Source organism: Micromonospora sp. H33, assembly GCF_052068455.1.
In the GTDB taxonomy this organism is placed as follows: domain Bacteria; phylum Actinomycetota; class Actinomycetes; order Mycobacteriales; family Micromonosporaceae; genus Micromonospora.
In genome coordinates, this window is sequence record NZ_JBQHDE010000009.1 from 93,843 (window position 1) to 115,763 (window position 21,921).

General features: G+C 67.4%; 15 protein-coding genes. 10 read left to right on the forward strand and 5 right to left on the reverse strand.

Annotated features, from left to right (window positions below):
* Positions 1-124: 124 nt before the first annotated feature.
* From ACTMS0_RS20170 to ACTMS0_RS20190, 5 genes are all read left to right on the forward strand, one after another.
* The gene (locus ACTMS0_RS20170) at positions 125-2,086 is read left to right on the forward strand and encodes an N-6 DNA methylase (protein WP_441156778.1); all 1,962 of its coding nucleotides are present in this window, start codon (positions 125-127) and stop codon (positions 2,084-2,086) included.
* Positions 2,083-3,384 carry a restriction endonuclease subunit S gene (locus ACTMS0_RS20175; RefSeq protein ID WP_441156779.1) on the forward strand — a complete coding sequence of 434 codons (1,302 nt, stop codon included), beginning with the start codon at positions 2,083-2,085 and terminating at the stop codon, positions 3,382-3,384. The genes ACTMS0_RS20170 and ACTMS0_RS20175 overlap by 4 nt, the downstream gene beginning before the upstream one ends.
* The gene (locus ACTMS0_RS20180) at positions 3,381-6,437 is read left to right on the forward strand and encodes a type I restriction endonuclease subunit R (RefSeq protein WP_441156780.1); all 3,057 of its coding nucleotides are present in this window, start codon (positions 3,381-3,383) and stop codon (positions 6,435-6,437) included. Before ACTMS0_RS20175 ends, ACTMS0_RS20180 begins: the two co-directional genes overlap by 4 nt.
* Positions 6,438-6,511: 74 nt before the next feature.
* The gene (locus ACTMS0_RS20185; protein WP_441156886.1) at positions 6,512-8,113 is read left to right on the forward strand and encodes a protein kinase domain-containing protein; all 1,602 of its coding nucleotides are present in this window, start codon (positions 6,512-6,514) and stop codon (positions 8,111-8,113) included.
* A 298-nt stretch (positions 8,114-8,411) separates the two neighbouring features.
* A complete protein-coding gene (locus tag ACTMS0_RS20190; RefSeq protein WP_441156781.1) occupies positions 8,412-11,765 on the forward strand; it encodes a type ISP restriction/modification enzyme in 3,354 nt (1,117 codons plus the stop codon).
* Between the two features lie 131 nt (positions 11,766-11,896).
* Here ACTMS0_RS20190 and ACTMS0_RS20195 read toward each other — a convergent pair whose 3' ends face one another.
* Both ACTMS0_RS20195 and ACTMS0_RS20200 read right to left on the reverse strand, forming a co-directional pair.
* Positions 11,897-12,100 (reverse strand): DUF397 domain-containing protein, encoded by a 204-nt coding sequence (locus ACTMS0_RS20195; protein ID WP_441156782.1) that lies wholly within the window; start codon positions 12,098-12,100, stop codon positions 11,897-11,899.
* A complete protein-coding gene (locus ACTMS0_RS20200) occupies positions 12,093-12,980 on the reverse strand; it encodes a helix-turn-helix domain-containing protein (RefSeq protein WP_441156783.1) in 888 nt (295 codons plus the stop codon). The genes ACTMS0_RS20195 and ACTMS0_RS20200 overlap by 8 nt, the downstream gene beginning before the upstream one ends.
* Before the next feature lie 322 nt (positions 12,981-13,302).
* On the opposite strand from ACTMS0_RS20200, the gene ACTMS0_RS20205 reads away from it, so the two are divergent.
* From ACTMS0_RS20205 to ACTMS0_RS20215, 3 genes are all read left to right on the forward strand, one after another.
* Positions 13,303-13,590 (forward strand): DivIVA domain-containing protein, encoded by a 288-nt coding sequence (locus tag ACTMS0_RS20205; RefSeq protein WP_441156784.1) that lies wholly within the window; start codon positions 13,303-13,305, stop codon positions 13,588-13,590.
* Entirely contained in the window at positions 13,587-13,838 is a 252-nt protein-coding gene (locus ACTMS0_RS20210; protein ID WP_441156785.1) for a hypothetical protein, read from the forward strand. The genes ACTMS0_RS20205 and ACTMS0_RS20210 overlap by 4 nt, the downstream gene beginning before the upstream one ends.
* A gap of 211 nt (positions 13,839-14,049) precedes the next feature.
* Complete coding sequence (locus ACTMS0_RS20215; RefSeq protein WP_441156786.1) at positions 14,050-15,612, forward strand: family 10 glycosylhydrolase; 1,563 nt, start codon at positions 14,050-14,052, stop codon at positions 15,610-15,612.
* A 109-nt stretch (positions 15,613-15,721) separates the two neighbouring features.
* Here ACTMS0_RS20215 and ACTMS0_RS20220 read toward each other — a convergent pair whose 3' ends face one another.
* The 3 genes from ACTMS0_RS20220 to ACTMS0_RS20230 form a co-directional block, all read right to left on the reverse strand.
* The gene (locus ACTMS0_RS20220; RefSeq protein ID WP_441156787.1) at positions 15,722-15,898 is read right to left on the reverse strand and encodes a hypothetical protein; all 177 of its coding nucleotides are present in this window, start codon (positions 15,896-15,898) and stop codon (positions 15,722-15,724) included.
* A gap of 225 nt (positions 15,899-16,123) precedes the next feature.
* The gene (locus tag ACTMS0_RS20225) at positions 16,124-17,920 is read right to left on the reverse strand and encodes a serine hydrolase (protein WP_441156788.1); all 1,797 of its coding nucleotides are present in this window, start codon (positions 17,918-17,920) and stop codon (positions 16,124-16,126) included.
* A gap of 8 nt (positions 17,921-17,928) precedes the next feature.
* Complete coding sequence (locus ACTMS0_RS20230; RefSeq protein WP_441156789.1) at positions 17,929-19,605, reverse strand: glycoside hydrolase family 3 protein; 1,677 nt, start codon at positions 19,603-19,605, stop codon at positions 17,929-17,931.
* Between the two features lie 347 nt (positions 19,606-19,952).
* Between ACTMS0_RS20230 and ACTMS0_RS20235 the strand changes: the two genes are divergently transcribed.
* Complete coding sequence (locus ACTMS0_RS20235; protein ID WP_441156790.1) at positions 19,953-21,266, forward strand: protein kinase domain-containing protein; 1,314 nt, start codon at positions 19,953-19,955, stop codon at positions 21,264-21,266.
* Between the two features lie 248 nt (positions 21,267-21,514).
* Positions 21,515-21,898 (forward strand): phage holin family protein, encoded by a 384-nt coding sequence (locus ACTMS0_RS20240; protein WP_441156791.1) that lies wholly within the window; start codon positions 21,515-21,517, stop codon positions 21,896-21,898.
* Positions 21,899-21,921: the final 23 nt, after the last annotated feature.

The window sequence follows — 21,921 nt, forward strand, 5'->3', positions numbered from 1 at the left end:
ACGCGTCGTGCACAAGCAGGAGCCGTCCCCTGACAGTCGGTTGATCGTGCCGGCCGAGTGGGGGACTACAACGATGCAGACCAGCGGGCATACTGCTTGGCTTAAGCAAAACGAAAGGAATCTGGTGAGTACCAAGCACCACGAACTCGCGAACTTCATCTGGTCGGTGGCCGACCTGCTGCGCGGCGACTACAAGCAGTCCGAGTACGGCCGGGTGATCCTCCCGTTGACCGTGCTGCGCCGCCTGGACTGCGTGCTCGAGCCGACGAAGGATGCGGTGCTCGCCAGACACGCCCAGCTCAAGCAGCTCGGCGTGCAGAACATGGACCCGGTGCTGCGCAAGACCGCCGGGCTGTCGTTCTACAACACCAGCGAGATGTCGTTCCGCAAGCTGCTCGGCGACCAGGACCACGTCGCGCTCAACCTGCGCGCGTATATCGGCGGCTTCTCGCCGGGCGCGGTCGATGTGCTCGACAAGTACGGCTTCGACACCCAGATCAGCCGGCTCGCCGAGGCCGGGCTGCTCTACCAGGTGGTCGCGAAGTTCGCCGACATCGACCTGCACCCGGACGTGGTCTCCAACCACCAGATGGGCTACGTCTTCGAGGAGCTGATCCGCCGCTTCTCCGAAATCAGCAACGAGACCGCCGGTGAGCACTTCACCCCGCGCGAGGTCATCAAGCTGATGGTCAACCTGCTCCTCGCCCCCGACGAGGACGACCTGGTCACTCCCGGCATTGTCCGCAAGGTCTACGACCCGGCCTGCGGCACCGGCGGCATGCTCACCGAGGCGCAGGAGCACATCCAGGCCCACAACCCGCACGCCACCGTCGAGGTGTACGGGCAGGAGCTCAACGGCGAGACGTACGCGATCTGCCGGTCGGACATGATGCTCAAGGGCGGCGACCCGACGAAGATCGCCTTCGGTAACTCGTTCAGCCAGGACGGCCACGAGGCCGAGCGGTTCGACTACATGCTCGCCAACCCGCCGTTCGGTGTGGAGTGGAAGAAGGTCGAGGCCTTCATCAAGGCCGAGCACGCCCGCGGCCACGCCGGCCGGTTCGGCGCCGGCCTGCCCCGGATCAACGACGGCTCGCTCCTCTTCCTCCAGCACATGATCTCGAAGATGAAGCGCCCCGAGGACGGCGGCAGCCGCCTGGCGATCGTCTTCAACGGCTCGCCGCTGTTCACCGGCGCCGCCGGGTCGGGGGAGTCGGAGATCCGCCGCTGGATCCTGGAGAACGACCTCCTGGAGGGCATCGTCGCGCTGCCCGACCAGCTCTTCTACAACACCGGCATCTCCACGTACTTCTGGATCCTCACCAACCGGAAGGAGTCGGCCCGCCGGCGCAAGGTCGTGCTGCTCGACGGTCGCGACTACTGGACCAAGATGCGCAAGAGCCTCGGCGACAAGCGAAAGATGCTCACCGACGAGCACATCGACGAGCTGACCAGGCTCTACGTCGAGGCGCTATCCATCGCGGATGACCCCGAGGACCCGCAGCACGCCAAGGTGAAGGTCTTCAAGACGACCGACTTCGGCTACCAGCGGATCACCGTCGAGCGGCCGCTGCGGCTGCGCTTCGAGGTCAGCGAGGAGACGGCCGCGCTGCTTGCGGAGGCGCGGGCCGTATTGAAGTACGCCGAGCGGGAGTCGCTGCTGGCGGCGGCGAAGTCACTGATCGGTACGAAGTCTGCAAACCGTGCCGATTTTGCGATGAAGCTGGTCGGGCTCGGGAAGCTGCCGGCGACGGTGGAGAAGGCGGTGTGGGAGGCGTTCTCGGTCAGTGACCCCGAGGGCGAGGTGCAGACCGACCGCAAGGGCAACCCGCTGCCCGACCCCGACCTGCGCGACAACGAGAACGTGCCGCCCGACGAGGACATCTACGACTTCCTTAGGCGCGAGGTCCTCCCACACGTCCCCGAGGCCTGGATCGACGAAACAAAGACCAAGATTGGGTACGACATCCCTTTCAGTCGCTACTTCTACGTCTACCAGCCGCCACGTGCGCTCGCCGCGATTGACGCCGAGATCAGGATGTTGGAGGCGCAAATTCAGGTCCTGCTGAGCGAGGTGACTAGGTGACTTCGGTTCTCGCGACGATTCCCGGTGGCATCCCTACCCACTGGAAGGACCGACGTATCCGGTCCCTCGTCGCCCATGTTGCCTCCGGGCCAAGCCCCACCTGCGAGAATCGGAATATCGAGGGCGATGCGGAGTGGGGGGTTCTGAAGACGACCGCGATCACATGGTCGGGCTGGAATCCCAGTGCCCACAAGGTCCTTCCTTCGGAGTTCTGGGGCAAGCGTTCGATTGAAGTACGCAAGGGCGATGTGATTGTGACGAAAGCGGGACCTCGTCACCGGGTCGGCGTTGTCGCTTATGTAGATAGGGTTCAGCCGCGTCTGGTGGTATCGGGGAAAATGGTCCTGCTCCGGCCGGACCCGAGGCAGATTCATCCGCAATTCATGGCGTGGATGCTGTCAACCCCTGGGCCGCAAGGTTTCCTGAATGCTCACAAGACTGGCATGGCTGAGTCTCAAATGAATTTCAGCAACGAGGCCTTGTTGGGCCTTGTGATTCCTCTGCCGCCGCTACATGAGCAGCGGCAGATAGTCGACTATCTTGACCCGGAAATTGCCCGCATCGACTCCCTGATAAGGGTTCAGAAGGAAGTTCTTCTGAGGTTGTACGAACGAGATCTCGCAGTTCTCGACTCAAGGATTGAGCAGCTCGCGGTACAGTTCGGCAGCGTGCCCTTCAGGAGATTTATCGTTGGGATGGAGCAGGGAGTAAGCCCTCAATGTGACAATATGGCGGCCGAAGAGTCCGAATGGGGCGTGTTGAAAGTCAGTAGCGTAAAGGGTGGCGCGTTCCTGCCGTTAGAGAATAAGAGACTTCCAGAGGGGCTGTCACCTGATATTCGTTATGAAGTTCGGGAAAATGATCTGCTCGTGACCCGCGCTAACACGCCTGCCCTCGTAGGCGCCGTCGCAGTTGTTGGTCCAGTTCGCCGGAAGCTAATGCTTTGCGACAAGATATTTCGCATTCGAACGACGAGCGACCTAGATAAGAACTACCTAGCCATGGTCGCTCGTGGGACTCGGATCCGAGACCTCTGTGCCGCCGCCTCTCATGGAAGCTCTCAATCGATGGCCAATCTGAAGACTGAAGAGGTCAAGGATTGGCCTGTGCCTCCCGCCCCGCTATCGGAGCAGCGTCAGGCGTTGGCCGAGGTCAGCGCGCACCATTCACGCTCATCCATGCTCAGGACGGCAGTAGAGCGGCAGCTTGGTCTTCTGACGGAGAGGCGACAAGCGTTGATAGCAGCCGCAGTTACAGGACAGATTGATGTGGCAACGGCACGCGGGGTGAAGGTATGAGCCCGGTGCGTCAGGAGCAGACGTTCGAGGCGGCGATCGAGGGTGAACTGCTCGGCTCGGGATGGCTGCGCGGCGCTGCCAGCAACTACGATCGACAACTGGGGCTGGACACGGCTGAGTTGTTCGCGTTCGTCGGGGCGACGCAGCCGGACGAGTGGACGAAACTGTTGGCGTACCACGGCAACAACCCGGATGAGGCGCAGCGGCAATTCGCGCGGTACCTCGCCAAGCAGATCGACGAGCGCGGTCCTCTCGACGTCCTCCGCCGTGGCGTCAAGGACAAGGGCGTCCTGATCCGCCTCGCTTATTTCAAGCCCGCCCACGCCATCACCGACGATGCGGTCAAGCTCTACCGCGCCAACCGCCTCACCGTCACCCGCCAGGTCGCCTACTCGACGAGCAATAACAACACCCTCGACCTGGTGCTCTTCGTCAACGGCATCCCGCTCGCCGAGGCCGAGCTGAAGAACCCGCTGACCGGGCAGACCGTCGAGGACGCCAAGGAGCAGTACCGCAAGACACGTGACCCGAAGGAACTGCTCTTCGCGCGGCGTACCCTCGTGCATTTCGCCGTGGATCCCGACCTGGTCTTCGTTACGACGAAACTGGCCGGCGACAAGACCCGGTTTCTGCCCTTCAACACCGGCTCCGACGGACCGGGCGTCTCCGGCGGCGCCGGCAACCCGCCGGCGGGACCGTCGGGGTACCGCAGCTCCTACCTGTGGGAGCAGATTTGGCACCCGGACACCTGGATGGACCTGGTCCGGCGGTTCCTGCACACCGACAAGGAGTCGCGGAGCCTCATCTTCCCGCGCTACCACCAGTGGCACGCGGTGACCCAGCTCGTCGACCACGCCGCGCGCAACGGCTCCGGGCAGAACTACCTGGTCATGCACTCAGCCGGATCGGGCAAGTCGAACACCATCGCCTGGCTGGCACACCGGCTCTCCAGCCTGCACACGGCGCCCACCCTCGACGAGGCGCGAGTGAAGGGGCTGCGCCCCAACGAGCCGGTTTTCGACAAGGTCATTATCATCACCGACCGGGTGGTGTTGGACCGGCAGTTGCAGGACACGGTCTTCCAGTTCGAGCATGTGCCCGGCGTGGTGCAGCGGATCGACAAGGACTCCGCCCAGCTCGCCGCCGCCCTCCAGGGCGAGACGGCGAAGATCATCATCACGACTATGCAGAAGTTTCCCTACATCCTCGACCAAGTGCAGGGGCTCAAGGGCAAGCGGTTCGCGGTCATCGTCGACGAGGCGCACTCGTCGCAGTCTGGCGACTCGGCCGCCGCCCTGAAGAAGGTGTTGCTCAAGCTCGGCAGCGATGACGTGGACGAGTCGGGCGACGTGCTCACCGCGTCGGCGCTGGCCCGCGGCCGGCACGAGACGCTGTCATACTTCGCCTTCACCGCCACCCCGAAGCCGAAGACCCTCGAACTGTTCGGTACGCCCCACCCGGTGACCGACAATCCGCAGCCGTTCCACACGTACTCGATGCGCCAGGCCATCGAGGAGGGCTTCATCCTCGACGTGCTGCGCAACTACGTGACCTACAAGTCGTACTGGAAGCTGGCCAACGCCAACCCCGACGACCCGGAGGTCGACCCGAAGAAGGCCGGTGCGCAGCTCGCCCGCTTCGCCAGCCTGCATCCCACGATGCAGGCGCAGAAGGCGGAGATCATCGTCGAGCACTTCCGCAAGCACACAGCGCCGCGTCTCGGCGGTCGGGCGAAGGCCATGGTGGTCACCGGTTCCCGCGAGGCCGCCGTCCGCCTGCACACCGCCATCAGGAAGTACGTCGAGATGCAGGGCTACGTCGGCTGTGACTCCCTGGTGGCGTTCTCTGGTGACCTGGAGGTCGACGGCGTCGAGCACACCGAGGCCCGGGTCAACGGGTTCAGCGAGGGCGAACTGCCCGAGCGGTTCGCCTACACCACCGCCGACGACAAGCACGCCGGCACGCCGAAGGCGAAGCAGCCGGTGGAGTACCGGATCCTGGTCGTGGCAGAGAAGTACCAGACCGGCTTCGACCAGCCGCTGCTCACCACCATGTACGTCGACAAGCTGCTCAAGAGCGTCGCCGCCGTGCAGACCCTGTCCCGGCTCAACCGCATCCATCCGCTCAAGGCCCAGGGCGACGTCTTCGTCCTCGACTTCGTCAACGAGGCCGGCGACATCGCCGAGCAGTTCAAGCCGTACTTCGAGACGGCCGCCACCACGCCCACCGACCCGAACCTGCTCTACACCGCCCAGCACGCGGTCATGGCGCACGCGCTGCTCGTCGACTCCGAGATGCAGGCGTACGCCGAGGCGCTGCTTGCCGCCGAGCCGAAAGCCACCAGCGACACCGGCCTTCAGCGTGCCCACGCGGCGCTCTACCGGTTCACCGAGCCGGCCGTCGACCGCTACAAGGCCCTGGCCGCCGACGACCCCGAGGCCGCGGACACCTTCCGGTCCGCGCTGCGCGACTTCACCCGCATGTACGCGTTCCTCAGCCAGGTCGTGCCGTACCACGACGAGGAGCTGGAACGCCTCTACCTGTACGGGCGGGCGCTGCTCAACCGGCTGCCCCGCCGACAGGACCCGTCGGTGGACATCGGCGAGGTCACGCTGACCCACCTGCGGGTCAGCAAGACCGGCGAACACGACGCGTCGCTGACGCCCGAGGGCGAGCAGATGCTGCCCGGCTTCGTCGGCGGGGGAGCGGGCCGCCAGCACGACCCGGACAAGGTCGCCCTGTCGGAGCTGATCGACGAGTTCAACGACCGGTTCGGCATCGGGCTGGGCGAGGCCGACAAGGTCTGGGTCGAGCAGCAGATCGTCGCCCTGGCCGAGGACGGCACCCTCGAAGCGGCCGCGATGGTCAACGACGAGAGCAACTTCGGCGTCGTCTGCGACAAGCGGATCGAGGACGTGATCCTGTCCCGGCACGACGACAACGGCAAGCTGATGCAGCGCTATCTCGACGACGAGAGCCTGCGCTCGCAGCTCAACCAGTTCGCCCGCCGGCAGGCGTACCAGATGATCCGCCGCCGCAAGGGAATCGCTTAACCTGAACGGCCAGCCATAGGCTGGCACCTGCTGAAGCGCGTGGGGAGGCGACGGCAGTGCAGGCGCAGGAGCGCGTGGCCGACCGGTACGAGTTGACGTACCCGGTCGGCAGCGGCGCCATGGGGCAGGTGTGGGCCGGATTCGACGAGAAGCTGGACCGGCCCGTCGCCATCAAATTCCTCCGTAAGCTCGCCATCCCGGAGAGCGAGCGGGAGCACGCCGTCGAGCGGTTCATGCGCGAGGCCCGGGTCACCGCCCGGCTGGACCACCCCGGCGTGCCGAGCGTCCACGACGTCGGTTACCACGATGACGACATCTACATCGTGATGCAGCTCGTGCCGGGCATGGTGCTCGCTGACCTGATCGCCGAACGCGGCTGGCTCTCCGCGCCGTGGGCCGCCGCGATCGGCGCACAGATATGTTCGGTGCTGGCCGCCGCGCACGCTGCATCGCTCGTGCACCGCGACCTCAAGCCGCAGAACCTGATGGTCACGCCGACCGGTGCGGTCAAGGTGCTCGACTTCGGGGTGGCCGCGCTGCTCGGCCCAGACGTACCCCGGCTCACCGCCACCAGCCACACCCTGGGCACTCCCACATACATGGCTCCCGAGCAGGCACTCAACAGTGCGGTCGGACCGCGGGCCGACCTGTACGCGCTGGGCTGTGTGCTGTTCGAGCTGCTGACCGGCAACCCGCCGTTCCGGGCGGACAACCCACTCGGCATGCTGCACCGGCACATGAACGATCCGATTCCGTCGATCGCCGAACACCGCGCTGGCGTGCCCGACGGCCTGGCGCAGCTCGTGGTCCGGCTGCTCGCCAAGGACCCGCAGCATCGCCCCGGCTCTGCGGCCGAGGTGTACGAGATCCTGGCTCCGTTCGGCGCGGTCGCGCAGGAACTGGCTGCTGATCTCGCGTTGACCGTCGCCGACGGGCAGCGGGTCGACCCGACGATGCCCTACCGGTATCCCTTCGGCCCGCTGCCGCCTCAGGCGCCGCTGCCACCGACTCGCGTCGACATCGTCCGACCACGAGCCACCCCGGAGGTCGTCGAGCCGCCGTCTCTCGACGAGCTGGCCGCAGTCGAGGAGCGCGCCTGGGAACTAGCTGAGGACGAGCGGTTCACTCAGGCAGCCGAGCTGCTCGAAACCACGCTCCGGCCGGTGAGGAAGGGGCACGGCGCCAAACAGCCGAGAATCCTGGAGCTGCGGCTGAACCTCGCCAACCTGTACATTCTCGCCGGTGCGTACCGGCAGGCATTGCCGGAATTCACCCAGCTGGCCGAGGACCTGGCGGAGCGGCCTGTACCGGATCAAGAGCTGATCTGGCACTGCCGCCAGCAGGCTGCCGTCTGCCAGGCGGAGCTCGGCGAGGCGACAGCGGCACTGACGAGGCTGCGGTCGCTGCTCGCCGAAGGGCAGCAGTTCATGGCCCCTGAGACGCCCGAACTCCTAGGGTTGCGTCAGCAGGTCGCCATGCTCGCCGCCGGAGCTGGGGATGTGATCGGCGCACAGCACCAGCTCGAAGACCTGCTTCTCGATGTGCGTCGACTGCAGGGGCCGCACGCGTCCGCCGCAGCGGAGATCGAGGCGCTGCTGACTCGCCTCGGCCGGCTCCCCGGGAGACGAACCAGTGGAGCGCCCAGCAGCGTTGGGTCTCCGGGAGATCGCAATTAGTTCAAAGGGCGTCGTACTGCAATTAAAAGCTCCGAATCAGACAGTTCGCGCCGTGCGCTATAGACATTGCCCAACTTTCGTCCGATCAGGCCTGGACCGAGTCGCCTGCGCCCCGCAGAGCGTCACCCGTCAGCGCCGGCATGTCGATCTTTCGCACAGCTGCACAGTCCGTTGGCTGCATGCCCGATCGAAGAGTATACCGAAGCATCGTTACTAATCGCTATCGACCGGTTGCATCTTGTATGTAGCGCGGCCTGTGGAGAAGCTGGGATACCGGCTGCGGCTGCAGGGGGGTCCCATGGCCAGTCCCGCACATCGTCGTCGTCCTATCTCAGGAACCAGAGCGTTGCGCCTTGTTCCTGATCCGGTTGCAGCGGACATCGCCGCCTTCGGCGCTGCCCTCACGGAAAAGCTGAACCGCGGCGGTGATGACGAAGACCAGCTTCGCTCCCCGTTCGAAACGTTGCTGCGTCAGATGGCTAGGCACATCGGCGTACAGGCCATCCTCTACGGCGAGGTGCGGTTGCATGCGATCAGGGCGCGCCCGGACTTCGCCGTGGACGTGGGCGAAGCTCGCGTCGGCTACGTCGAGCTGAAGGCTCCCGGCAGGGGTGTTCCGGCTACTTGGCGGCGGCCCACGAAGCGAGAGCGCGAGCAGTGGGAGAAGCTGAAAGCCTTGCCCAACGTCCTCTACACAGACGGCTTGAAGTGGGCTCGCTACTCTTACGGGGAGCTCGCCGGCCCGGTGGTTGAGCTGGAGGGAAACCTATCTGACGCTCGGAAGCCGCTGCGAAGCCAGGGGAGTGCCTTCGAGGCGCTCGTCAAGGACTTCCTACTCTGGGAGCCAGAGCAACCGCGCAGCCTTGCGCACCTAATCAACGTTGTTGCGGGGCTATGCCGGTTGCTACGGGACGAAGTCGCCGTGATACTCGCCGATCCCCGCCGTGACGCCGCTCACGAAGAGCTATCTCTGTTGGCGGCGGACTGGAGGGACCTTCTCTTCCCCGAGCTCGACGACATCGGATTTGCCGATGCCTACGCTCAAACTGTTACCTTCGCTCTGTTGTTGGCGCGGGTGGATGGCATCGTTTTCGACGAGACATCGCTACACGAGATCGCTCGACTGCTCGGCAAGAAGCATTCCCTCATGGGCCGCGCGCTTGCTGTCCTGACCGACAGCGAGGCAACAGACGAGCTTCAGATGATTGACACGCTGCTGCGGGTCATCGGCTGCGTCGATTGGAGCGTGATCGATGATGGGCGAACTGACGTGCATGCTGACCTGTACGAGCGCTTCCTGTCTATCTACGACCCGGCCCTGCGGCGTCGCAGCGGCTCCTACTACACCCCGCAGCCATTGGCGGGAGCGGTTGTAGACATTGTCGACGAGATTCTGCGGGCGCGATTCGAGCGTCGCTGGGGGCTCGCGGCGGATGATGTCATGGTCGTCGACCCGGCGATGGGTACCGGAACCTTCCTCGTGGAGGTCCTCCGATCGGTTGCAGCTACGGTCGACGCGCGGCAGGGGATAGGCGCAAGGGCGCCTCGGTTAAGGCGCTTCTTTCAAGAGCGGCTTGTTGGCTTCGAGATTCAGACTGCCCCATACGCTGTCGCCGAGCTACGCCTTCACCAAGCGATGAAAATGCAGTTCCAGACCGAACTTCCGCCTTCTGAGGTGCGGTTTCTAACCGATGCGCTTGAGGATCCGGTCGCACAGCAGGGGCGCTTGCGGGCCGGCTACCGGATCATCGAAAAGGCTCGACGGGAAGCGAACCGAATCAAGCGTGAGGTACCGGTCATGGTGGTGATTGGTAATCCTCCCCATGTTGAAAACACCAAGGGGCGTGCGCCCTGGATCGAGGAGCGGCGCAAGGTCCCCTTAACGCGCGGCTCTAGAGTAGAGCGGCCATCGCTGGACGAGTTCCGCACTCCCGGCGGTGGCAGATATGAGTCCGATCTATATGGCCTGCCGTGGTGCTTCTGGCGATGGGCAATTTGGAAAGCGTTCGAGGCGCATCCTGCTGACCCGCAAGGTGTCGTGGCCTTCGTGACCCCAGCCAGCTTTATCAAGGGAAAGTCCTTCGAGGGAGTGCGCGAATACCTCCGGCGGACCTGCGACGAGGGCTGGATCATCGAGCTTTCGCCCGAGGGTAACCGGCCGCAGCAGAACACCCGGCTCTTCGGGCCGGAGGTGGGCAGACAGCTCTGCATCGCGATCTTTGCGCGCTACGGCCCTGGTGACGACAGCACGCCAGCCATGGTGCACCGGCTAGCTCTGACCGGTACTAGCGCCGACAAAATAGGACGTCTCGACGGCTTGAACCTTGAAGACCCAGGCTGGGCGACCTGTCGTGATGGCTGGCGGGAGCCCTTCCTCGAGAGGTCCAACTCTGCCTGGGCCCTTTACCCGAACCTGACGGACCTCTTCCCCAAATCCTCGCGGGGGGTTACCGCCGGGCGCACCTGGGTGTATGCGCCCGACCCGGAAACGCTCCAGCTGCGCTGGCGGGCCTTTACGGAAGGCGGGAAGCCGGCCCGCCGTCAGATGCTTCCGGAGTCGGAGTATCGAAGCATTGACGATGTCCTTCCACCCCTACCTGGCATTCCATCACGCAATACAACCCTGGCTGACGAGAACGGACCCCCAATCACTCCGGTACGGGTCGCATACCGATCGTTCGATCGTCAGTGGGTACTACCGGACCACCGTCTGATGGTTCGGCCTCGGCCACCGCTTTGGGCAGTTCGATCGTCTGCCCAGATCTACCTCACCGAGCAGAGCAACCATCCGATTGAGAGCGGACCAGCGCTCGTCTTCACTCACCTCGTACCTGACCTTCACCATTACAACAATCGAAGTGGACGCGTCATCCCGTTGTACTGCGACGCGGAAGGTGAGCGTCCGAACGTCAGCCCAGGACTCCTGGCCCTTTTCAACGATCTCCTTGGTTACCGACCCGCACCGGTCGACGTCTTCGCGTATGTGGCTGGCATTGTCGGCCATCCCGGCTACACATTCCGCTTCAAGGATCAATTGAAGCAACCCGGTGTGCGCGTGCCACTGACCTCTGATCGAGCCCTATGGCGCGAGGTAGTGGCGATCGGTCACGAAATTCTCTGGCTGCACACGTTCGGTGCGAGCGTTTTCGGGCGGCCCCAAGGCGTACGCACTTTTGCAGATTTCGTCGAGACCACAGGCCCCCGCGTACTTTCCGCCGTCCCAGATGACGCGGGGGAAATTCCTGACCTCATGTCGTACGACCCGGACAACCAGATCCTGGCGGTGGGGTCGGGGCGGATCGCTCCGGTGAAGCAGCGCGTGTGGGATTACGACGTCGGTGGAATGCGGGTCGTCAAGCATTGGTTCAACTACCGATCCGCAAGCCAACGCTACCGTCGTCGATCGTCTCCCCTCGACGACATTGCGACCGACCGCTGGACGCCGGCCCTAACCGACGAGCTGCTCGAGATCCTCGCGGTCTTGAACGGCTGCGTAGCCCTAGAGGACCGGCAGAACCGCCTTCTGAACCGCGTTTGCTCAGGTCCGCTTGTCTCCACGGACACTCTGGTTGAGGCGGGTGTCCTCCCCGTCGTCGGCGCCACGAAGTTGGGGGTGGGGGCTCCGGGGGCTCGGCATACTCGGTTGTTCTAGCAAGTTGGCGGTGTGGCGAGACGAGGACCGCCTCGCCGTCCGGGCGTATTAGTTCGGACAGCGTTCGACTTAGTTCGGACAGCGTTCGACGCAACAAGGGATACTCGGTCGGTCTTGTATTGCGCCTTGCCTCAGCCGGTAGTTTCCTCCGTCCTCAGATCAGCGACGAAAGCCGTCCAAGCGCGGGGCTCAAAGGTCAGCATGGAACCATATGGGTCCTTGCTGTCTCGGACAGCGATGGCGGCGGGAAGGTTTATGGCGACCTCGACGCAGGCGCCACCGTTGTCGCCGCTGCGAGTGCTCTTGCGCCAGACGGCGCCGGTCAGGTCAGTCATGCCGCATCTCCCCAATGAGCCTCTTGATCATGTCCTTCGATTCTGCCTCGCTGAGCGCGAGCGCATCCAGTCCCCGCCACACGCGCTCGTAGGCGGCCAACTCGTCCGGCTTGTCGAGGTACAGCGCACCGGTGAGCGACTCGCTGTAGACGACCGATGGTTCCGGCGCGGCTCGACCGCCCTTTGTCGGAGGGAAGTCGAGAATCATGAAGGTGCCGGCGACCGCGCCGGGCTGGGGACCTACTGCCAGCGGCAGCACTCTGACCGACACGTTTGGCAAATCTGAAAGCCTGATGAGGTGGTCGAGCTGGGCGGCCATGACAGCAGAACCGCCAAGGCTGCGTCGGAGCACTGCCTCCGACAGGACCGACTCCAGCCGGGGAGCAGCGGGGAGTCGTCGGGTGAGTAGCGCCTGACGCTGGAGTCGTATCTCGACGAGGCGCTCTCGATCCTCGTCGCTCATCGTTCGCCTGAGGCGGTAGAGCGCGTGCGCGTACTCCTTGGTTTGAAGGATTCCGGGGATCAGCGACTCGTCGTAGCCTCGCAGCCGTGAGGCGGCGGATTCCAGGCCGACGTAGAGCTCGAACCAGCTCGGCACCGCGTCGCCGTACGCGTGCCACCAGCCCTTCGACTTCGTCTCCGCGGCGAGGCCGCGCATCGCCTCGGTCATCTCCGGCGAGACCCCGTACAGCTCGCACATCGCCTTGACGTCGAGCACCCGGACCGGGCCCATGCCGCACTCGAGGCGCCAGATCTTCTGCCGGCTGTACTCCAGGGCCTCGGCGGCCGCGTCCAGAGTCACCCCCGCCTCATTCCGGAACTGGCGCAGCAGCCGGCCGAGTTGCCGGCGCGGCACGGTCGATCCGAGCTCCTCGGCCATCCGCACACTCCTTGATTCCATGGCGCAACATTGCGTGACCTGCTCCTGCAACTCCTAGAGGGTTCAGGAAAGAAAGTCAATGCATGCCAGGGAAATCGCGCTATCAAACGTTGCGTCTCCACTGCGGACTGTCACAGGATGACCACAGCGCGGCGGTCGGACGATCCCCCCGACCGGCCGCCGTGCTTCCCGACCGCACCCTCGCTGAGCAGCCCTGATGCCGTACCGCTGATCGAAGCTGCGGTGTCCGGGCGGGGTGGGTCCGCCCGTGCGGGGAGGGCGGGTGGGCCCGCCCTATCCACGACCAGGAAGGCAGGCAGAGATGAGCGTCCGCAACCAGAGGCCGTTCCCGGCGAGCGGAGGTACGACGTACCGCTCCGGCGCGTACCCCAGTCTGCTGCCGTGGCAGGTGCGTGAGCGCCGCTTCCCGCCCGCCCGGCTCGGACGCCGCGGCCTCAACCCCGATGAGGTGTACGCGTTCCTCGACCGGGTCGCCGTCGACATGGCTGCCGTCTACGCCGCCTTGGCGCAGAGCCGCCGGGAAACGGCCGTCGTCAAAGACGCGCTGCGCCGCTGGCAGTCCGAGCAGGCCGACGGCGGCCGCCGGTGAAGGGGCGGTACGTGATCCACCTGCCGGTGGTGGCCGCCGATCTGCCGGCCGCGCAGCGCCTGGCCCGGGTCGTGGGCCGCTGGATCACCGTGCTGCCGATGATGAACCCGGGGGAGATGACCGTCTCCGAGGAGGACAAGCAGTTCCTCCGGCACCGCGTCTTCTGCGACTTGCGGATGCCGGGTGGGCGGCGCTGCATGCTCCGTGACGGCCACGACGGCGAGTGCTCCCGCCGCCTGTGCCGCTGAGGGGAGGTCGAGGGACCCCACCTTCAGCCATTCGGTCGCCGACACGTCAGTCTGGGCGAGCCTCCAACTCAGGATCTTGCCGGACTGGAGCGGACGCCCCGAGCGCCGGCGCGTCCCGGTCCCTTGCCCCCGAAGCCCGCCGTAGTTTACCTTCGCCTTTACTGCAATCGATGCAGATATTCTTCAGCGCACCTTCCGGCATGGAGGGCACATGAAAAGACGAGTGCTAGCCGTCCTGACCGCCACCGTCCTCGCGCTAAGCATGGCCACCCCCGCGAACGCGAACCCGGAAACGGAACCCACCCAGCAGTGGCGCAGCTACTGGGTCGACGCGTTCAACGAGGGCATCTACACCCCCGCACAGGTCACCAGGCTCGTGCAGGACGCGAAGAAGATCAACGCCAACGCACTGATCGTCCAAATCGCCCGGCGCTATGACTGCTTCTGCAACCGGGCGCTCTACCCGCGCACCGACGCAGCTATCGCACCACGGCCCTACGACCCGCTGGACGAGATGATCGCGCAGGGGCACGCGGCGGGCATGGAGGTGCATGCCTGGGTCAACGTCAACACGATGTGGAACTCAGCCACGCCACACTCCTCACCCGAGCATGTCTTCAACAAACACGGCCGGTCGGCCACCGGGCCTGACCGCTGGCTCAACAAGCGCTACGACGGCCTGGAACTCATGGGCGCCAACGCCTACATGGACCCTGCCAACCCGGGCGCGGTCAACTACATCGTCTCGGCGATCCAGAGCATCGTGCGTGAGTACGACGTCGACGGCGTCAACCTCGACTACGTGCGCTACCCCGACTTCAACTCCACCACCACGCACAGCGACTGGGGCTACAGCGAGACCTCGCTGGCCCGCTTCCGCGCCGCCACCGGCCGCACCGACACACCGCTACCCTCCGACCCGCAGTTCTCGGACTGGCGGCGCACCCAGATGACCAACCTGGTCCGCAAGATCTACCTCGGCATGTGGGAGGTGGATCCGCAGGCGCGCCTGTCGATGGACGGCATCACCTACAGCTTCGGGCCGCAGACCATGGGCGGCTGGGAGAAGACCCGGCCCTACGCCGAGGTGTTGCAGGACTGGAAGGGCTGGATGGCCGAGGGGATCATGGACACGGTCGTCGCCATGAACTACAAGCGCAACTGGATGCCCGACCAGAAGCAGATGTACGACGAGTGGACAGAGGTGCTCGCCGACTGGCAGGGCGACCGACAGGCGGTGATCGGGCCGGCCCTGTACCTCAACGACATCCCCGACAGCGTCGAGCAGGTGCGCCGGGCGCTCGCCCCCACCGCGGCGGGCAACACCGCCGCCGGCTGGAGCGGCTACTCGTACGCCAATCCGACCCGCGCCGGAGTCAACCAGCCGCTGTCCTTCCGCAATGCCGAGCGGGACAGGCTGGCCCAGGCGCTGACCACCGGGCCGGACGCCCCGTTCGCCAACGAGGTGGCGGTGCCGGTGATGCCGTGGAAGGCGGCCCCCACCGAGGGGCACGTGTCCGGCCGCGTCGCGCTGCGCACCGGCGCGCCGCTGGATCAGGCGACCGTCACCCTGCGGCCGCTGACCACCGGCGGTGAGCCGATCACCCGGCCTACCGACGGCGACGGCTGGTTCGGCTTCGTGCATCTGCGTCCCGGGACCTATCTGGTGCAGGTCGATCTGCCCAACGGCGTCGTCGGCCAGCCGGTCGCGGTCGCCCAGGTCCGCGCCGGCGCGATCGCCGAGGTGGACCTGACCCGTCTCATCCAGTTGTAGACGACCCGGTTCCCGCCCGTCCGGAGACCGGATGGGCGGGAACCGCCGCCGCCGTCCGCACCATCGAGGACACCGGCCGCGCCCGCCCGGCGCGGCCGGTGTCGCCGCGTCAGGGGCAGGGCGGTCCCGCGCAGACGTCGATGACCTTGCCGGTGAGCATCGCCTTCTGCTGCTGGGCGCCGGGCTGGGCGCGCGGGAACTCGTGCGAGTCGTCGCCGGACTCCCGCCCGGCCGGGGCGAGGTTCGTCGGCGGCGGCGCGTACGCCGCACCGCTGTTCCAGATCACGATTGCCGAGCCGGTGTACGGGTCACGCCGTGGTCTCCTTCCTACGCCGATCAGGGAAGCTCGGCAAGGCCCCGGCCACGACCGTCCGGGCGGCTCGACCTGCGGATCGACGCGATCGGCAACCCGTACCCCACCCGCTCGTGCTCCGCGACGGCCACGACGGCGAGTGCTCCCGCCGCCTGCACCGGTAGTGGCTGGGGCAGGGGGGCGGGAGCACTGGCAACCTCAGGAGCGGGCGGGGGACCACCCGTCGGCGACGAGTCGTGCGGCGTCGCCGCCCTCGCCGTGGAAGAGCAGCCCGTTCCGGTCCGTCGCGACGATCTGGTCGACGTAGACGCCACGACCTCGGCCGGAGCCGTCGGTGGTGCTGCTCCATCGCAGGTGGGTCGCCTGGTCGGGCAGCTCCACCGAGACCTTCCACCAGACCCGTCCGCCGTAGCCGGTGACCATCCCGTCGCTGGTCCACCGCCGGTCGCCGTGGCGCAGCAGCATCCGCGCCGGTACCCAGGTCGAGCCTCCGTCCGTGGAGACCTCGAGCCGGGCGCTGTCGTAGCGCGGCTCGGTGTCGTACCAGAGCAGGAAGCTCGCCTTTCCGCCGTGCGCCGCACGGCGCAGCGGGGCGGTGAGGGTGACCGTCGCGGAATCGCGAGGGTCGGCCCGCCAGGCCTCGCCCGACCGTGGACGCACCGGCATCGCCTCGGCGAGGTCGCGCGCGACCGCCCGCCGGGCGACGTTGTTGCTGCCCCAGCCGCGGTCGGGGTGCACCCGGTTGCTGAGCAGGATGAGGAAGGAGTGGGAGAGCGGGTCGATGACGATCGACGTGCCGGTGAAGCCGGTGTGGCCGAACGCCACGGGGGAGGAGAGCCCCATCATGTACCAGTGCTTGTTGAGCTCGAAGCCCAGCCCGCGATCGCTTTCCGGGTAGGCCTGCTCCAGCGGCGCGTTGTAGTTGACCAGCATCGCCCGGACGGTGTCCGCCTGCAGGATCCGGCGTCCGCGGTACTCGCCGCCATTGAGCAGTGACTGGCAGAGCACAGCCAGGTCGGCCGCGGTGGAGAAGACCCCGGCGTGCCCGGCCACGCCGCCGAGGGACCAGGCGTTCTCGTCGTGCACCTCGCCCCAGACCATGCCGCGCCCGGCGTACGGCTGGTACTCGGTCGCGGCGATCCGCGACCGCAGCTCGGGGGCCGGGTTGTAGCCGGTGTCGGTCATGCCCAGCGGCTCGGTGACGCCGTCGCGGACCAGCTCGGCCAACCCTCGCCCGGTCACCCGTTCCACCAGTACGCCGAGCGCGATCAGCCCGAGATCGGAGTACACGTACCGCGTGCCGGGCGTCGCCCCCGGCGTGAGCGGCGTGGCGAGTGTGGCGGCGAACCGCTCGGCCGGCGTCGGGTACCGGCTCCACAGTGCTGTGAAGGCGGGCAGGCCTGAGGTGTGGGTGAGCAGCATCCGTACGGTGACCGCCGCCTTGCCGCCGGCCGCGAACTCGGGGATGTAGCGGGCGACCGGGGCGTCCAGGTCTACCCGCCCCCGTTCGACCTGCTGCATTGTGACGATGGTGGTGAACAGCTTCGAGATCGACGCCAGGTCGAAGATGGTGTCCGGTCGCGTCGGGATCTGCTGGTCGGCGGGGAGCTCCACCCCTACCAGCCCGGGCGGCGGTCCGACGGCGGCGTACCGCACCGCCGTTCCCACCGCGGCCTGCTGCACGATCACGCCGTCCTTGGCCGCCAGGGCCACGGCGCCCGCGTACGTGGGGTGGCCGGGGTGGTCGGGCGTCGGCGCCAGGTATGCCGCCAGGTCGGCGGGCAGGCGATCCACGTGCTCGGGGAGCAGGCCGACCTGGCGGGCGTCGCCGCGCCGCAGCGTGTCGTGCCGGAAGTGGATGTCGGCCGGGGTGACGGCCGGCGGTCCGGAGTCCGCCGGCGGCTGCGCGGCGGCGGCCGCCGGCCCGGCCGGCGCCGCCGTGACCAGGACGGTCACGGCGGTGCCGAGAGCGAAGGTTCGGAGCGAAGCCTTCATCGTCCCTCCTACCAGGTCAGGCCGTGGCCGTAGGGGTACAGGTCGGTGCCGCCGTCGGCGGTGGGAATCGTGACCGGCAGGCGTCCGCGGGGGGACAGCTCGCCGTGCAGCGCGCGGACGAGCGCGTCCATCGCCGCCCGGGTGTACGAGTAGGTCGCCAGGTAGGTGGTCACGCCCGGCAGGTACGCGATGTCGTACGGGTCCCGGACCGCCACCACGACGACGGGTTTGCCGGTGCTGAGCAGCGCCGCGACGAGACGCTGCTGGGTGGCCCGCGGGTCGGTGACCGTCGTGTCCCACGCCTTGTTCACCAGCACGACGGTGAGGTCGTGCTGGTCCGCTGCGGCGGCCGTCGCGGCGATCGTCTGGTCGGAGGGGAGGGTGGCGGGCCGGGCGGTGGCTCGGGCGCCGCGGGCGGTGAACCCGGCGGCGACGGTGGCGACCGGGGCGAAGGCGGCGCTGTTCCAACCGGTGACCAGCACCGACCGGTCCGCGCGGGCCAGCGGCAGCAGCCCGGCGTCGTTGCGGACCGCGGTGAGGGTCGGGTCGGTGACCTGGGCGACGGCGGCCAGGTGTTGCGGCGCGCCGACCGTGCGTACCGCCTCCTCGACGTCGACCATCGGCGACCGGGCCAGGCCCTGCCGGTACTTCAGGGCGAGGATCCGCCGGACCGACTCGTCGATGCGCCCCTCGGTCAGCTCGCCGCTGGCGACGGCCCGCAGCACCGCGTCCCGCGCCAGCCGCAGGTTCGGCGGCATCAGGAGCTGGTCGGCGCCGGCCTTGAGCGCCAGCACGGGCACCCGCTCGTCCCCGTACTTCTGCCGCACGCCGGCCATGTTGAGCGCGTCGGTGACGATGACTCCGCGGAAGCCGAGCTCGCCCCGCAGCACGCCGGTGAGGATCCTCGGCGACAACGTCGCCGGGTCCCCGGACGGGTCCAGCGCGGGCACCATGATGTGGGCGGTCATGATCGATTCCACGCCCGCGCTGATCGCCCGCCGGAACGGCGGCGCGTCGATCCGGTCCCACTCCTCGCGGGTGTGGTTGATCACCGGCAGGTTGGTGTGGCTGTCGTTGTCGGTGTCGCCGTGGCCCGGGAAGTGCTTGGCGACCGCGGTCACGCCGGCGCCGTCCTGGAACCCGGTGACCTGGGCGGCGGTGAGCTCGGCCACCAGGGTGGGATCGGCGCCGAAAGCGCGTACGCCGATCACCGGGTTCGCCGGATTGACGTTGACGTCGGCGATCGGCGCGTACGGCTGGTGGATGCCGACCGCGCGCAGCTCCCGCCCGGTGATCAGCGCCGCCGTCTCCGCGGCCGCCGGTGACCGGCCGGCGCCCAGGGCCATCGCCCCGGGGAACTGCGCGGCGGGGGCGGGCATCCGTAGCACCACGCCCTGCTCCTGGTCGGTGGAGATGAGCAGCGGTACGCGGCCCTTGCTGCCTTCGCCGAGGGCTGCCCGCTGGAGTCCGTTGGAGAGGGTGGCGATCTGGCGGGGACTGTCCAGGTTGTGAGACCAGGAGAAGTAGCACACGCCGCCGAGGTGGAACTCGTCGACGACCTCGGCCGGCGTCTCGACGCCGAACGCGGCCCGGTTGGCGGCCCGGTCGGCGGCCGTGGGCTCGGTGGCGTCGCTGCCGTAGACGTAGGTGGCGAAGAGCTGGCCGACCTTCTGCTCCAGGCTCATGTGCCGCAACGTCGAGGTGACCCAGCCGTGCTCGCCTGCGGACGAATGCACAACTGCGGCGGAAGCCTGGACGGGAAGGGGCGCGAGGGTGGTCGCCAAGGTGGCTGCCAGGACGGTCGTGGTGACGAGTCGGGCCTTCATAGACGATGACCTCTCTGTCCGATTGGCTGAAACTTAGCTACGGAGCAGCCAGCCGTCAAGAAGCTTTACTACAAGGGTCGATCGGGCCCGGGGAGACGGACCCGCAGACCCACCGCGCGTACCGGTCGCGATGCCCGCCGGGCGCCCGCCGCCGGGGCTGGGGCGTAGGAGAGAAGCTCCGTGGGTACGGGAATCGGATGCCGGACGTGGGGGACCTGATCGGAGACCGCTATCGCCTGGTCGATCGGATCGCTGCCGGCGGCATGGGCGAGGTGTGGCGCGCTGTCGACGAGACGCTGAACCGGACGGTGGCCGTCAAGATGTTGCACACGCGGTTCATCGAGGAGGCCAGCGCCGGCGAGCGTTTCCGGCGGGAGGCGCGGGCCATGGCCGCGTTGCGGCATCCGGGTGTCGCGGAGGTCTACGACTACGGCGAAGCGCCCCTGCCCGGAGCGCCCGGGCTCGCCTACATCGTGATGGCCTACGTGCAGGGGCAGCCGTTGTCGGAGCGCATCGCTGAGCTCGGTCGGCTGGGTACCGCCGAGACGCTGTCGATCGTGGCGCAGACCGCCCGCGCCCTGCAGGCTGCTCACGACGTCGGCGTGGTCCACCGCGACGTGAAGCCGGGCAATCTGATCATTGAACCGGATGGACACGTCGTTCTCGTCGACTTCGGTATCGCGCACTCTCCGGAAGCGACGAGTTTGACGGCGGCGAACCAGGTTGTGGGCACCGTCCTGTACATGGCGCCAGAGCAACTGTCCGAGAAAGCGATCACTCCGGCCGCAGACATCTATGCCCTGGGGGCGGTGGCATATCACTGCCTCGCTGGCCATCCGCCATTCCCGGGCGAGAACCCCGTCGTCGTGGCCCTGCGCCGCCTTGACGAGGAGCCGCCCCCGCTGCCCGACGATGTCCCGACGGCCGTGCGCGACCTCGTCGCCACCGCGCTGGCCAAGGACCCTGATCATCGGTTCCCGACCGCCGCAGCGATGGCCGCCACCGCAGAGGCGGTCGCCGGCTCGCCCGGTTCGCCGACGGCCCCCGCGCTCGCAGCGGTGGCTCCGGCCGCACCGGAAGCCGCCCGTCTCGCGACTCAGTCACCGAACATGGCTCGCCGGCCTGGCCGAGGGATCGGCGCGTGGCGTGGAATCACCGCCGTCGTGCTCGCCCTTCTGGCCACCGCGGCGGCTGCCGCGGTGCTCGCTGATCGAACCGGATGGTCGCCTGGTCCGTCCGGTGTGCCATCGCCCTCCGTCGTCACGTCCCAGCCAGACTCCGGCGGGGGTGGCCCTGCGAACACTCCGAGCGGGGCGCGGAGCGTACGGCCTGATCCGGACCTCACCACGCCCGCTGCCCGCGCCTCCGAACCTGCCTCGGGACCGTCGAGCAACGGATCTGGCGCGACGCCGTCAGCCACCGCCCGCACCTCCGCGCCGACGGCCGAACCTACACCGGAGCCGACCGGTGACCCAGGTAGCCAGTCACCGTCGCCGTCACCAGCGGCAACAACTCCCTGAACCGGCCGCGCCACACGGCAGAATCGCTGGGCGCGCTCGGTCCCCGGCGGTGCTGGCGCAGCGGGCGCCACGTGCTCTACCAGTGCCACACAGCTGGATCGAGAACCAGCAGGGCCAGATTTAGGGGGTGTGGCCGCTGGACTCTGGGGTACGCGGGTGGCTCGATCGCGAGGAGGGAATGCGCGATGAGTGAAGAGGCGGCAGACCGGCCTGGACGGGGCGCGACGACGGGCAGTCCCAGCGAGCGCTTGGCAGCGGACCTGGCAGATGTGGTCCGCGAGGAGGTGCGGGCGATCCGCCAACAGCTGGCCAACGCCGCCCTGCCCGCCGGAGTCGGCTTCGGGCTGCTCGCTACGGCCGGAGGCTGTCTGGTGCTGGGAGCAGGGGCGGCCTCGACGACCGTGCTGCGCATCCTGGAGACGTTCCTGCCCCGGCGGCTGGCCTCCTCGGGCTTGACCGCCGGATACCTCGTCGCTGCCGCCTTCCTCGGCCGGCTGGGTCTGGAGCAGCTGCGGGCCGCGGGTGGAAGCTCGGCGCGACTGGCGGACGAGGTACGCAACGCCGTCTCGGCCACCGCTGGCCGGGTGGTGCCAGCAAGCTCCTCCGCCGCCCGGGAGGCGCTCGGACGCTGATCGTTCCCTGGGCCGACGCAGGC

What these genes read in the sequence shown, in the direction of transcription:
- ACTMS0_RS20180 (WP_441156780.1), top strand. Translation starts at nt 3,381, where the DNA reads ATGAGCCCGGTGCGTCAGGAGCAGACGTTCGAGGCGGCGATCGAGGGT.
- ACTMS0_RS20190 (WP_441156781.1), top strand. Translation starts at nt 8,412, where the DNA reads ATGGCCAGTCCCGCACATCGTCGTCGTCCTATCTCAGGAACCAGAGCG.
- ACTMS0_RS20195 (WP_441156782.1), bottom strand. Translation starts at nt 12,100, where the DNA reads ATGACTGACCTGACCGGCGCCGTCTGGCGCAAGAGCACTCGCAGCGGC.
- ACTMS0_RS20200 (WP_441156783.1), bottom strand. Translation starts at nt 12,980, where the DNA reads ATGGCCGAGGAGCTCGGATCGACCGTGCCGCGCCGGCAACTCGGCCGG.
- ACTMS0_RS20205 (WP_441156784.1), top strand. Translation starts at nt 13,303, where the DNA reads ATGAGCGTCCGCAACCAGAGGCCGTTCCCGGCGAGCGGAGGTACGACG.
- ACTMS0_RS20215 (WP_441156786.1), top strand. Translation starts at nt 14,050, where the DNA reads ATGAAAAGACGAGTGCTAGCCGTCCTGACCGCCACCGTCCTCGCGCTA.
- ACTMS0_RS20225 (WP_441156788.1), bottom strand. Translation starts at nt 17,920, where the DNA reads ATGAAGGCTTCGCTCCGAACCTTCGCTCTCGGCACCGCCGTGACCGTC.
- ACTMS0_RS20230 (WP_441156789.1), bottom strand. Translation starts at nt 19,605, where the DNA reads ATGAGCCTGGAGCAGAAGGTCGGCCAGCTCTTCGCCACCTACGTCTAC.